The organism is Streptacidiphilus carbonis, from assembly GCF_000787775.1.
GTDB lineage: Bacteria > Actinomycetota > Actinomycetes > Streptomycetales > Streptomycetaceae > Streptacidiphilus > Streptacidiphilus carbonis.
The window spans coordinates 20350-33866 of sequence record NZ_BBPM01000053.1 but is presented as its reverse complement, the minus strand read 5'-3'; the positions used below and the strand labels follow the sequence as shown (position 1 = coordinate 33866).

At 65.6% G+C, this 13517-nt stretch carries 11 protein-coding genes; 2 read left to right on the top strand and 9 right to left on the bottom strand.

Translation table 11 applies throughout. The annotated features are described in order from the left end of the window. Positions 1-24 precede the first annotated feature (24 nt). Positions 25-648: a hypothetical protein gene (locus tag TR46_RS29900; RefSeq protein ID WP_152626751.1), complete on the top strand. Its 624-nt coding sequence runs from the start codon at positions 25-27 to the stop codon at positions 646-648. 815 nt (positions 649-1463) lie between these two features. Here the strand turns inward: TR46_RS29900 and TR46_RS29895 are convergent. The 8 genes from TR46_RS29895 to TR46_RS29865 all read right to left on the bottom strand — a co-directional run bounded on the left by TR46_RS29895 (position 1464) and on the right by TR46_RS29865 (position 11039). Further along, positions 1464-2330: a hypothetical protein gene (locus TR46_RS29895; protein ID WP_042407528.1), complete on the bottom strand. Its 867-nt coding sequence runs from the start codon at positions 2328-2330 to the stop codon at positions 1464-1466. Between the two features lie 7 nt (positions 2331-2337). Beyond that, a complete protein-coding gene (locus TR46_RS29890) occupies positions 2338-3669 on the bottom strand; it encodes an AAA family ATPase (RefSeq protein ID WP_042407525.1) in 1332 nt (443 codons plus the stop codon). A 497-nt stretch (positions 3670-4166) separates the two neighbouring features. Further along, positions 4167-5189 carry an XRE family transcriptional regulator gene (locus TR46_RS29885; protein ID WP_052433198.1) on the bottom strand — a complete coding sequence of 341 codons (1023 nt, stop codon included), beginning with the start codon at positions 5187-5189 and terminating at the stop codon, positions 4167-4169. A 15-nt stretch (positions 5190-5204) separates the two neighbouring features. After that, complete coding sequence (locus TR46_RS29880; RefSeq protein WP_042407513.1) at positions 5205-5846, bottom strand: hypothetical protein; 642 nt, start codon at positions 5844-5846, stop codon at positions 5205-5207. 618 nt (positions 5847-6464) lie between these two features. Then, positions 6465-7697 carry a site-specific integrase gene (locus TR46_RS42660; RefSeq protein ID WP_161790218.1) on the bottom strand — a complete coding sequence of 411 codons (1233 nt, stop codon included), beginning with the start codon at positions 7695-7697 and terminating at the stop codon, positions 6465-6467. Positions 7698-8837: 1140 nt separating this feature from the next. Continuing rightward, positions 8838-9182 carry a helix-turn-helix domain-containing protein gene (locus tag TR46_RS40140; protein ID WP_084719056.1) on the bottom strand — a complete coding sequence of 115 codons (345 nt, stop codon included), beginning with the start codon at positions 9180-9182 and terminating at the stop codon, positions 8838-8840. 4 nt (positions 9183-9186) lie between these two features. Continuing rightward, on the bottom strand, positions 9187-10356 hold the full coding sequence (locus tag TR46_RS29870; protein WP_084719055.1) for a tyrosine-type recombinase/integrase: 1170 nt from the start codon (positions 10354-10356) through the stop codon (positions 9187-9189). An 11-nt stretch (positions 10357-10367) separates the two neighbouring features. Continuing rightward, positions 10368-11039, bottom strand: coding sequence for a CpaE-like family protein (locus TR46_RS29865; RefSeq protein WP_052433197.1), 672 nt, complete (start codon positions 11037-11039; stop codon positions 10368-10370). A gap of 367 nt (positions 11040-11406) precedes the next feature. Between TR46_RS29865 and TR46_RS29860 the strand changes: the two genes are divergently transcribed. Next, positions 11407-12270, top strand: a complete 864-nt coding sequence (locus tag TR46_RS29860; RefSeq protein WP_439654400.1) for an HAD family hydrolase — start codon at positions 11407-11409, stop codon at positions 12268-12270. Positions 12271-12637: 367 nt separating this feature from the next. Here TR46_RS29860 and TR46_RS29855 read toward each other — a convergent pair. Continuing rightward, positions 12638-13517 (bottom strand): Fic family protein (locus TR46_RS29855; protein ID WP_042407509.1); only part of this gene is annotated, 880 nt, incomplete at its 5' end.

Below are 13517 nucleotides of genomic sequence, written 5' to 3'. Positions count from 1 at the left end.
CAGTACCGCGTCTACGTTGCTGACATGGACGACGCTCCCCGACGTTCCGACTCTGCCATCCGGCGCGCGATACGACGCAAGTGGCAGGCAGACGGGTGCCCGCCGTGCTCCATCTGCCGCACTCCCATCGCAGATGACGAAATCAGTTACGCGAGCCAGATCTACAAGACGGTGGTGCACCGGCTGTGCTGCAGTGCACCGATAGGCGCGTCGGCGGTCATCGCCGAGCAGTGCAGCAAAATCCGCGAGACGTTGGATGAGGACGCGGAGGACTATTGCGTGTATCCGCGCTTCTGCCGCTGCCCGTTCGCGGGGGCTGTCAACATGATCGTCTTCGCGCGGGGGATCGGGCTGCCGGTCGTCGAGGTATCCACTGCTGCGAGTCCTGGTTGTGAACGCGAGGCAAGGGCGGCCGGGCTGGGCACCACCTTCGAGAACGTGCCGCTGCGGGAGATTGCCAAGTACCGGCCTGTGTTCGCGTGTGACGAGGCGGAGTGGGACAAGCCAGCGAACTGGTACGAGCCGCCCAGGATGCTGCTGGTGGACGTTGCCGCGTCCCTCCGGGCGGGCCGGATCACGGCCTACGCCGGGGACGACGTCGAGCAGGTGCGTGCTGCGCTCAACGACCTGTTGGGCACACAGCCTTAGGCGGCCCCGGACTCCACGTCGGTCGCGGGCGTACCGCCGACGCGCAGCCCGCCGGGCCAGACTCGCCGCAACACCGGCGGCCGCCAGGGTTACCGGCCGCATGACGCCTGGGCGTCACACGAAACCAAGATCAATCTCAACGTTAACCGCTGTACCGCTGCTACTCAATCCCGATGACGCCACGGCTTACCCCTCCCGCGCACGCCACTCCGGGCGCCGCATCCGATATCACCCGCCGCCAAAGGCGGTCAAGCAGCGCGGTTGGAGTGGCCCGGTCAGCTAGTTCGATTCGGCGGTGTGCTCCACAGGACAGGTGGCGCTCAGGGGCTGGCCAGCGGATAACTCGGGCGAGATCTGGGAGTAGGCTCTGAGCGCCGGCGCACTGCGAGAGCGCTTGGACACCGCGATCGAGTACCAGTTGCATGACGGGTACCAATGGAACACCCGGCCTGCGCCGAGCAGCACGACCGGGGCTTCTCCGCACTGGGCGGTAGCTTCTATGCTCCCAGCAACAACCCGTCACCAATGGCTAGACACAGGCTGCTTGCTCCTGATTGCATCAGCGACTCGGAACGATGACGAGGAGCACTCGGGAAGATGCAACGTTTCTTCTTTGCCGAATCAAGATCATTTGGCCAGCCGGTGCAACGCGCAGTGAAGAGTTGATGCGTTCACTCCTGGAGCCCGCTTGCGTTGCTACGGCGACCTGCGGGAAGTCAGGCATGCCCCGGTGCAGGAGGATGTTGATCGGCCAGCCTGCAACGATGTGGGGTGCGCCGCAGGCTAGCGATGGTCAACCGCCCTACGTTCTCCGACTACCCCGCTGCACTTGCCAGGCGCCACGCGGTCTCACCGCTGATGGTCGTCCAGTGGTTCGTGCTTCGGTAAATTCCGCCCTGCTCAAAGTGATCACGGCCGTAGGCAGCACGTGCGGACCGCTCGATGACGTCCGCGCCAATCTTGGTGGCCCAGCGTCGCTTGGCGACCAGATGGAAGGCCTTCGCCAGGTCGTGTCCCGAGCAGTAGCGACGCGGTTCCTTGATGGCCGCGAGTTCGCGTTGCAGGGTATCTAGGAGGCTCGGGTAGTCGTCTGGGTTCTTGTCAGCCTTCCTGCAAGCAATCGTGATCAGCTTGCCGAGGTCAATTGAGCCATTGTGAACGTTTGCGACCTGGTCGAGAGGGAATTTGCGCAAGGCAAGGCCCAAGCCCTCACGACTCGATATGAACCTGAGGACCCCGACAGCAAGGGCCAGGTCAACACAGGCGGTACTGATGTCGTGGTGTGAGCAACCAGGTGCCCCGCGCTTGAAAGTATGGTCCGTGCAGAACGTGGCTGCGAGCTTCTCGTAGACGCCCGGCGTGAAGAAGATGCACGCGTCCATGTCGTAAAAGTCGGTGTAGGCCACCTCGGAGCGCTTGACTCCCTCCTCCAAGATGCCGACCCAGTCTCGATCCAGGAGCGCGAAGACGTCCAGGACTGTGCCTTCGTCGAGGCGCGCGATCGCGCCGAGCGCGCGGTCCTTACCGAGGGCTGGGACAGTCGTGAAGTGCTCGTCGTTGACGAATTCGTCGAGTACGTGGCAATCAGTTGGTCCTTCAAGGACGATGAAGGCACGCAGATCGTTCGAACGCAACATGATCAGCTCGGCGTACAGGTCGTCGCCGTCAAGGTCGTCGAACACTGGGGCCCTACTCCGCGTCCGGGCCGAGGACAACCATGCGGTCTGCCCATTTTCCGGCGATCTGTGGCGAGTGCGTTGCGATGATTGTCCGGAACTTCACTAGCTCGGCGATCCTTTGCAGATCACGCATGAAGGCCTTCTGCCATGAGACATGCAACGAGATCTCTGGCTCATCGATGAGAACCAGTGCGCCAGGCTCCGTGTTAAACAGCAAGTCGTAGGTGAGAACGAGTTCATGCTGCTCACCAGACGACAGCGACGCCAGGTCCAGCTCCTCCCCGCCATCGCCGATGATCTTAAAGCCCTGACTTCCGTCGATTTCCAGGTTCTTGAAGAGGAAACGACTATTGACGATGTCACGTAGCAGGGAGACACGGTCGAGGATGTCATCGAACGTGGATAGCTTGTCCTCAGTGTCCCGCAGGTACGTCCACAGCACGGCCCGCTGCCAGTACTCCATCTGCTCCGGGATCTCGATCACTTCGGTCTGCTCGTCGACCAGCGATACTTCCCCCAATCGGCGCCGCCATTCCTCCTGAGCCACGTAGCGGTCCCGGATCTCCTGCTCGCTCACGTCCGCCGGCTCCTCCAAGAGCCGCCGCGGATAGGTGCGATCCAGATCCTGCGAGGTGCGAGAGTTATCCTCCAGCGCCTTGGCGAGTCGGCCTCGCAATTCCTTGGAGAACTCCTCCACCTTGGTCAGCGTCGCAGCCGTCCGGGCCCGCCCCGGTCGTTCCTCGGAGCTCTGCAAGCTGCGGAGGCGGTGCGTGTCGATGAAGTGTACTTTGAAATCAGTGAGGAACTCGCGCAAGCTCTCCGGTGCAGGCTCGGTGAGCTCCTGGAGGTCCCGTCGAAGCGCCGGGCCCAGCTCGCTAAACCTGGTCGCGATATCCACATCGAACCCGTGAGCGAGAAGGTTGCGCAATTCTCGCTCGCGTGGGGACAAGGGTGCGCCGGCCGCTGAGGCCGCGCTGAGCCACCGATGCAGTGCATCTGATGTCTGGGCCGATGCCCGTGGAGACCAGGTCTCGGTCTCGACGTGGTCTCCACAGAGATCGAAACGAAGACCGTTAGGTTCTGGTACCTCTGTCTTCTCAACCTTGAGGATCGATTCATCGCTGAACCGCAATTCCAACGACCTGAAGGGAATGCGGGTCAGTTCGGTGAAGTTCACGGGCCACGCGATAGCGCCCACAAGATCCAGCAGCCTGGTCTTCCCGACCCCATTGGGGCCGTGGACGATCACGAAGGTATCGCCTGCGGGGAAGTCAACTTTGTGGTTGAACCGGTCGAACAGGCCTTCCACCCGCACTCTGGTCAGCCTGCGGTCCTGGCTCATCCGTCACCCTTACCTGGTCCCTGTGATGTGGCAACGCCGATGCTATAGCCGTTCTCCGGCTCCCAACCTATGTTGCGTCAGTTCGATGGGATCCGTCCTGCAGAGTTGGTCGGGGAGACCCGTACTCCGCTGCGGCCCAAGGCTGAACAACTACGACGAGGCGGTGGCCAGCGTGGCGTGCCTGCAGAAAGTGCTGGCCTCAGTTCAGTGACCGTGCTGAACATCGACATGCGGCGGCCTGCGCCCGCGCCAACAGCTGAAGGCCGAGAAACTCCAGCGGAGTACTTGACCCGCAAGGGCTTCCTCAGCCGGGCTGACGTCGCCGCGATCTCCATGCCGGAGGCCCTACCGGAAGGGCCCCTCAGTCAAGCGGCTCGCCGAGGGTGACGGGTGATGGAGCATCCGACCTCGAACACCTTGGCGGACATGCGGGTGTCGTTGACTTCCAGCACGGTGCAGGCTGACTCCGATTCATGGGAGTCGGCCCACAGTCACCGTCATACGGCCCGAAGTCGGCGACCGGCACCAAAGCAGGTGTGGAACTCGCGTGGCTTCAGACCTACAACGGTGGCCAGTTCCTGCTCGCTGTATCCATGGTCGTCGCGGAAGACAGCCAACACGTTACCCAAGATGGTCGGCTCTTCCTGCGGGACTTCACCTGGTTCGTTCTTGCGATATCCGTACTGCGACATCTGAACCATCAGACTTTTATACTTAGCGTCATCGATCTTTCTCAGCGTGTGAGCGCATCGAATGATTGACGACATGGAGGTACGCCAGTGCTGCTTAAGTTGCGCCGCCTTCTGGATACTCATGCCACCCGCAAGGAAGGGCGAGATATCTAGTGCTGGCATCAGGAAAGCGGAGGCGAAAGCATCGGCTTCCTTCTCCCCGTTGTCGCGCGGGATCTGGTGCATGACCATGTGTCCGATCTCATGCATGATCGTAAATCGCTCACGATCAGCGGGCATACCCGTATTGAGAACAATGATGGGCAGGTCCCCTGGCGGATTGATACTGAGGGCCGAGATCTTGGGTGATCGCAAGTCTCGCCTGACCACGACTACCCCGGCGCGTTCGACAAGGCGCACGACATTGGAGACCGGACCGCTGGGCATAAGCCAGGTGGCACGCACCACCTCCGCCGCCTGCTCCGGTGAGTACTCGTCGGCATCGAGGACAGGGAGCCGATGTGCTGGTTCGATCTCCACACTGCGCTCCAGACGCCGAAGCTGCATGACAAGAAACGCAACCTCGGCTTCGATGCGCTTCAAAGCGGTTTGCCCCAGTCCCGACTGCTTGCGGTGGTAGAAGCCGGATGGGCCCAGGCCGAGGTGTTCATCAGCCCAGTCGAAGATCTCGCGTGGATAGTCAAGCACCTCGGAGACTATGTCCAGGCGTTCGGGAGAGAGTGCGGCCACGCCATTCTCCGCCTTCGACAGGATCGGCTGGCCGATCCCCGTGAGCTTCGAAAGCTGAGACTGCGAGAGGCTACGGGACTCCCGCGCGAGGGTCAGCATGCGCGGGATCATGATCTACCTTTCCGAAGGTGTCTGCTGGTCGGCCCCCAATTCATCCTGTTCGGCGCGACGGGGCCGGATGATCGTACCCACCGTCGTGTCGGCCGCTTCAACGTGGGTGACGGGCGCGAGGTCACGCTCGTCAACCTCGCCGCCGACCACGCGAGTGAGGTCCAACTCGATGACCCACTCGATACCGGCTGTCGTCGGACAAGTGATGGCGGCGCGGTCAAGTCCGATGCCCACCTCGTCAGGCAAGTAGCCAGCTATGAGGTGGGTTAGGGATTCCATGCCGGGTAGGACCTGGCTGCCGTACTCCAATGCCTGCCGGGTGGGCGTACTGGAAGTGCGCAAGGTGGCACCGCGGTACTTCTTGAATCGCAGGATGATCCGCTGGCTGAAGGACAGGAGGAGGAAGCCGCGGTCCTCGCTCACCACGACATCCTCAGCGCCGACGAAGGAGGTGAGGGCGGCGTGCCGGATGCAGTCATAGACGATCGAGGCGCGGGTGCGGTTACTCAGGATCGCGCCGAGTTCGGTGTCGCTCTTGACGAGCTTGCGCCATCTCGCCCACCCGTCTGCCAGCACCTGAGTGATGGTCAGGCTATGTCCATCGAGCAGTACTTCGGCTTCGCTCTGGGTCAGCAGTCGTGTCATGAGAGCATCCTGACGACTTAATTTCTTGCTGTCAATTATGCCAAGAACTATTCATCCTTCTACTTGGGGACATGGTCTGGGGCGGGATGCCTGAAAGCATCAAGTCCTGGACAGCGGGCGTCCTTGAGGTGCATGCGCTGGCCCGGCCCCGAGCGTGTGGCTGCTCATCAAAGCCATGGTGATCAACCCAGACCTTCTGACGACGTTGCAGTGGCCCCGCATGCCGGCCACCCACTGACGGGCCGTCAGGATCGCTCACCCGATCGTCCGCCCCTGCGACACCGTCTTGGTGCATCCTTCGCGGTTCCATCGCCCATCGTGGTTCGCCAACTGGTCGGGTGTTGAAGAAGCACGCCACGGACGGTGTGACCCTGATCCAGAAGCTGGTCGAGAAGAGCGCTCTAGCGGTAAGCGAGCACTTGGAGAAGCACACAGGTAGGCCTTGGAAGTCTGGGCGAGACCTGATTCGCCTTCACGGAGCCATCCGACTTGTCCGATGGCCGGGCCCTCTCGGGTAACCAAATGGCAGCCCGGGCAGGGCCCGTGTCGTACTCCTAGCCGCGATCTTGCAAACCGGACGAGGCGGCGGTAGCGGGCAACACAGCGGCTTCTGAATGTTCATGGAGCGATTGGGTCGGGGCGGATGTCCGCAGGGTGGGCGGCGGCAACGTAGCGGATCGCGGTGGCACTGGAAACCCCGAAGACGCGCATGAGATGAACCGGGTCTGCGGTTTCCTTGGCTTCGTCGAGGAGCCGGTCCTCACGTAGTTGCCCGGGCTTCAGGCCGAGTCGACTGAAGGGCCTACGTATTGCGCAGTCACTGAGCGGTGGATTGTGGTCGGAGGCGGCTGTCTGTCGGGTGACGAACAGGTGGGGGTTGGTTGTGCGGCTCCATTGGCGGCTGCGTTCGCAGACCCAGGCCGTGGCTAGGTTGAGGGTGATCTCCTCCAGGAACACGACGTGGTCGGGTCGCCCTTGACGGCGGACGCTCAGGCGCCCGAGGGAGCGGTCGAGATCGTCCAGCAGCAGAGTCCGTAGTTCGCCGGGCCGGAGGGCATGGATGGCGATCAATGCAACTATCAGGCGGCTGCGCGTATCAGGGATGTGGTCGAGCAGGCCGCGCAGCTGGTCGGTGGGCAGAGAAGCTGGCAGGCGTCGGCTGATCTTGAGGATGACCTTGCGGGCGGGGTCGCGAAAGATCAGCCGTTCGCGCTTGAGCGCTCGGAACAGAGAGCGCAGGCCAACGTGAACACTACGGGCGGCTGATCCCTCAAGGGGCTGAAGGGCTGCCTCGATGTCGTCCTTGGTGATCTCTCGCAAGTCTCCGACACCGGCGGCGCTCCACTGGCGCAAGATTGGCACGACGGCCTGGATGTACCCATAGATCCTGGCGTTGGACACAGTCCGGCTGGGCCTGCTGCCCTGCCCTGTCAGCACGTCGATCCACGCGCTTGTCATGTCGGCGAACTTGGGCGTCAGCGAGGCGGCGATGGACCGAGCCCGGGCTAGGTCGGCGTCGACCGCCTGGTCCGAGACCAACAGGCCTTGGCGTCGTAGGTAGTCAATCACCCGGGCTCCTTGGTGGTTGGAGCTTGACGCTGCAAGGGCCCGGACATCGACCTCCCGGATCGGCGCGTCAGCGCCCAAATGGGCCACCAGGATTCTCAGCACCCGGATACTCCCCCTGACGTCCTCGATCTTCCAGCCCCGATCAGTGACGTAGCGGTTGAAGTCTGCGGCCAGGGCAGCAGCCGAGTCAGTCAACCTCGGCAGATCAGCTTCTGTCAGTCGACGCCAATCCCGGATTGCGGCGTCGAACAGGACTCCTTGGGCCGGGTCCACCAGATGCATGGACAGCGGCTGGGCGAGGCGGGCAACGCGTCGGGCCTGTCGTCTCTTGGCTGCGTGGCGCCCCTGGGACCGTGTTGAGGGCTCGGCATTCGCGGTCGACAACTGCAAGGCGAAGGGGCCGCCCAGCCAGAGCTGGTCGCCGCCTACCAGTGCCGCGCCGCTGAGGTCGGTGCTGGTTTCCGCCAGGACCAGTCTGCAAAAGCGGCAGAGCTCTTGGTCCAGCGGCAGTGTTCGGCAGCATCGGCGGCACTGGCCCACGCCATGGTTACGGCTCCAACTCCAGCACAGAGTGCAGATCTTCCGCTGATCGTTTCCCCAGGCCAGGCAGTGGGCACAGCTTCCTTTTTCGAATCGGGACGCCGGCACGACCCGTGGGCGCTTAGGTGCCAGCAGTCCTGCGCGGGCCAAAGCCTGGCCGATAGTCGGGTGCATCTCGGGTAGATCCGGGAGCGTCTCGGCGCGCACGGCTCGCTCTCCCGGCTCCCGAGCCGCCAAGGCGAGAACTGCCATCGGCCGGGTCTCCCGCAGCCAGGAATCCGACAATACGCCTCGTTCCCGGGCAATCTCTTCCAGTGCGGTCACAAGTAAGCGGAGGTCAGAGATCTCACGGCCCTGCAGCCGGAAAGCGTGGGACCTATCGAAGTGTCGGGGTGGGGTGGCGAACAAGCCGAGTTGACTGGCTATCTGCTCAGGACACAGGTCGAGGTCGTCGTGGACCTGCGCAGTGCCGGACCGCTGGAACCATGTGGGGGGTCTAGCACGAAGCCTTGCCTGGTCGGTCTTGCGCACAGGATGCGCCGGCGGCAGCCTGAGGCAGTCCAGGAAGAACGCCAGCTGCCTTGGCCGGTCTGGCGGTAAGTATTCGCGGCGCACCTCGGCCCACATCCACTCCTCATCCTGTCCGAAGCAGACGGCTGCGAGGCAAGGCCGGCAGGTGCCTTCGTAAGCAACGATGCCTGGCCAGCCGCACCGCCTGCAGTTGTCCAAGCGGAAACCACGCGCGCCTGCCAATGCACGACTGTTCTGGTGCTGACACTGCGGGCACCGGTGGTCGGCCGTCACCGTACCCCAGCTCGCACAAAGCCGGCAGCTGCCGACCGGGGGTCTCCTCCTCGCCCTGGCCATCAGGGTCGCCTCCCGTCAGTTCGGTGGCAACGACCGGGGTCCACCGCTCGCTGGCCGGGGCGTGGGCCTGGACGGTCCGGGTCCTGGAGCCGTTTCGCCGCCCACCGCCTGGCGCTCGCGTTCCCGGTTGCCATCTGCCAGGGCGGTCGGCTCGGCTTCTAGTAGGTCGGCGACAGTGCAGCCTAGAGCCGCGCAGATCTTATCGAGGTCGTCCAGCCGCAGCGTGACCGGCTTGTTGGACCATAGGGCTGCGACCTTGCTCAACGAGGGTGTGAACCCCACTTCCTCGAAAGCGACCAAAAGCTGCGTCGGGCGCCAGATGTCGCGTTTGGCCGCGACCCAGCGCAAGTTCCACTTCACCGCTTCACGCCTCCCCACTCAATCGGCGAACCGCTCGCCGGGACGATTCAAGGCTCTGCCGCTCTGGGTCGCCCTTCGCGGTCGCGAGATAGCCGACCGTAGTGGATGCCCAGCTATGGCCGAGTAAGACCTGAACGTCCCACAACGGCATCCCCGCCTCATAGTTGTGGGTCGCGCAGGCATGGCGAAGGAGGTGCGGAAAGAGCAGCGTGACCGACCCCCGCAAGTGCTCGCGGGAGGCGTCTTTCAAGGCCCGACGGAAGGTGTCCGGGCACATCTGCGGCGCGATGGGCAAGTTCAGCGCCTCGATCGCCCTCGGGAGCCGCTCGGAGGGAAACAGCGGCGCGTGTGGGTCTCCAGCGTCGTCGCGGAACTCGCCACGGATCTCCTCGACATACCACCACAGCAGGGCACGCCCCTCGGCAAAAAGATACGCCTCCCGCTCGCGTGGCCCCGACCCGTTTGCGCCCTTGCCCCTGACCAGGAAGCGACCCCACTGGCCATTCTCCCAGTGAACGTCACCCATTCGGACGCCGCAGAGCTCCGAAGCGCGAACTCCCGACAAATAGGCGATCTTGGACATCACGTAGTTCCGCACCGCGACCGGATACTTGCGCGACCCCGGCAGTGCCTCGCGCCAGGAGGCGAAGAACTCCTTCGTCGCCCGAGCCGAAGGTGGGATCCGCAGTCCGAAGTCACCCCGGTGCCGCGGCCGGTTGAACGAGTCCACTGGCGACTCGACCGCAGCCCCGAAGCGGCGTCGGATCTCCCCTGCGTACCGCTGTTCGAGAAAGGCGAAGTAGCTGTCGATCTTGGTTATCTTCGAGCGCATTGTGGAGTGGCGATTCGGCTTACCAACGCCAGCGAAGTAGTGGTCCAGGGCGCCCGGCGTCAGTCGCCACGGCATGACGTCGTAGAACGAGCAGACCTCGATCACCGGCTGGACCAGCGACTGCAAAGTGGTCGGTGCCAGCCCTGCGACATCCCTGGCCCAGCAGTACTCCGCCAGGGTGTCCTGAAACAACGCACGCTCGTCCTCCGACGAGGAACTCTCGGAGGCCCGGCGTTGCAGCGTCAGAACGTCGGCCAGAGCGGGTTCCACCCGTGCTGGCCGCTCGACCGTGCCATCCTCGCCAGCAATCAGCGCGAAGCGGCGTGTCCCGGAATCTGCCATAGCAAGCTATATTAGCAGAAATACTCCTGGAATCTAGCAGTAATCGGCAAAACTTCACGAGACCGCATGGCCTGCCTTCGCAAGCCGCTAACCAGGCTGAACAGGCCTGACGCACCGTCTCCGCTCCGCACGGAACCCGTCGGATCTCCACTTGGGTCGCCGTCGATCAGCACGGCCCGCATCCCCTCCCGGGCGGCGGTGACCGCCAGCGCGCAGGCCAGGGTGGAGGCACCGGCGCCGCCCCGGCCGCCCAGCACGGCGACGGTCAGCGCCGGCACGCCGACCCCCTCGGCGGCGTCGGCGATCCGGTCCAGCAGCCAGGACTCGGCGTCGGGCAGGAAGACCACCTGCCGGGCGCCGATGACCACCGCCCGCCGCCAGACGCCGACGTCGTCCAGGTCGTCGCCGACCAGCAGCACGTCGGGACGACGGCTGAGCCCGGCCATCCGGTCGGCGACATCGTCGCCGACCACCACCAGCGGCGCCGACTCCCAGAGCAGGCGGGGCGGCGGAGCGCCGCAGACCAGTTGCGGCTCGGCGCCCGCGGCCGCGCAGATCCGGAGCAGCTGCTCGATCAGCCGCTCGTTCTCGGTGACCAGGAGCGGTCCCGGCGTGAGCCCCCGGGCCCGGCTCGCGGGCCCGGCCTCCCCCGCCGGCGGTTCCGTGGACGACGTCCCGGCCATGACTGCCTCCCCGTGTTGGAGCGATTGCGTCCTGGCAGCAACGGTGCCGCTTTTGCGGAAGGAGGCAGCACAAAGGACCATCGGCTGTGGAGAACTCGGGGGGTGTGGAAAAGCCGGTCACTCCGGCGAATGACTTATCGGGCGTCGGATTGACGAAAGGCCCGAAAGCGCATCGGACATATGTGTCCGGACATGCGACGACCCCCGCCGGGGGGGAGAGCGGGGGTCGTCCTCCACAGCCTGACTCGGGGGGGAGGAGCCAGACCGGGGCAGCACGGTCGCGAACGAGCCGTGACTTCCATGGTGTACCCGAGCCCCTTCTCAAGCAAACCCACGCGCCTGCCCTTGGGCCGAATGGTGGGCGCTTATCCTCGTGCTCGTGGACAACCACCGGCAGCCCTCCCCGAAGCCCCCGTTCCAGCCGCCCAGGCCGCTGCGGACCGCCGCGTTCTTCGACCTCGACAAGACAGTGATCGCCAAGTCCAGCGCGCTCGCATTCAGCCGCCCGCTGTACCGCGGCGGGCTGATCAACCGTCGCGCCGTACTCAAGAGCGCCTATGCGCAGTTCGTCTTCCTGGCCGGCGGCGCCGACCACGACCAGATGGAGAAGATGCGGGAGTACCTCTCCTCGCTCAGCCGCGGCTGGAACGTCCAACTGGTCCGGGAGATCGTCGCGGAGACCCTGTACGACCTGATCGACCCGCTGATCTACGACGAGGCCGCCTCGCTGATCGAGGAGCACCACCTGGCCGGCCGGGACGTGGTCATCGTCAGCAGTTCGGGCTCCGAACTGGTCGAGCCCATCGGGGAGATGCTCGGCGCCGACCATGTCATCGCGACCCGGATGGCCGAGGCCGACGGCTGCTACACCGGCGAGATCGACTTCTACGCCTACGCCGCGAACAAGGCCTCGGCGATCCGCGAGCTGTCCGCGGCCGAGGGCTACGACCTGGAGCACAGCTACGCCTACAGCGACTCGATCACCGACCTGCCGCTGCTGGAGGCCGTCGGCCACCCCTTCGCGGTCAACCCGGACCGGGGGCTGCGGCGCGAGGCGGTGGCCCGGGAGTGGCCGGTGCTGGTGTTCGACCGCCCGGTCCAGCTGAAGCAGCGGAGCCCCGCGCTGCGGGTCAGCAGCCGCCCGGTGCTGGCCGCCGCCGCGGTGGGCGCGGCGGCCACCGCGGCGGGCATCGTCTGGTACGCGGCCCGCCGGCGCAGCGCGACGGCCTGAGGGGTGACGGCCTGAGGGGTGACGGCCTGAGGGGTGACGGCCTGACGGGTGACGGGGCCGGACATGAAAGTGCGGCGGCACCTTGTGGTGGTGCCGCCGCTGGCACAGCTTCCCAGTGACCATGCGTGCGCCATTTCTTTGCGCATCCGGCTGGAACCATGTCCGTCGGCCGGGTGCGGCGGCCCGATCGCGGGTCGGCTGCACGTGGGTGCTGAGTTGTTGTGCTCGGTCCGTGGGGCCTGATACTCCGATGGATCCTGACTGCTGGTCCATCCGGTCTCGCGGGCCGTCTTCTTCCTTTGTAGCCCTGTTTCGGGAAAAGCGGAACTCGGGGGATCGCTTTTCTTGGCGCGGCCCCGGCGGGTGGTCAGACCATCCCGCGCTGCATCGCCTCGCACACCGCCGTACTCTCCCGGACGCCGAGCCGCAGCGCGGCGCCGCAGTGGGTGATCCACAGCGCCATCCCCTCCGCCGTGCCCGAGGCGTAGCCGCCCAGTGCGTTGCGGTAGGCGTCGGTGCCCAGCTCGACCAGGCCGACCTCGACCGGGCAGATCGCCTGCGGGTCCATGCCCTCGGCGATCAGCACGATCCGCTGGGCCGCGCGGGCGACCAGTCCGCTGTGCCGGGCGAACGGCTGCAGGGTCATCAGCTCGCCGTGCACCACGGCGGCCACCACCAGCGCCGGGGCGGCGCGCTCATTGGGGTTCTTCTTGCCGCCCCGGCCGGCCAGCAGCCCGGCCAGGCCCTCCAGCCGCGCGGCGACCTCCCCGGCCGGGGGCGGCGGCGCCAGGTCGAAGACCGGGACCGGGGCCGGCCGCTCGGCGGCGGGGTCCGCGGGCTCGTCGGCCAGTGCGGGCGGCAGCGGCTTGCCGAAGCGACCGTCCGGCTGCTCCCCGTCCTGGCGCGGGCGGCCCGCCGCGGCGTCGTCGTCGCCGCAGGCCAGCAGGTGCAGCCGGGCCAGCACCTGCAGCGGCGAATGCCGCCAGGTGCCGAGCAGCTGCCCGGCCTCGGCGTTGACCCGCAGCGCGCCGCCGACGGTGCGGGCCTCCGGATCGGTGCCGAAGTCGGTGCGGCGGCGGACCTCCTCCAGCGGCCAGTCGGCGTCCTCCAGCGCGGCCGAGGCGCGGGCCCCGCGCAGCGCGGACTCGGAGGTGACCTCGGCGGCCCGGCGGCGCATGACCCGGTGTCCGTAGAGGCGGTCGACGGCACGGCGGGGGCCCGCCCCCCCCCCCCCCCCCCCGGGGGAG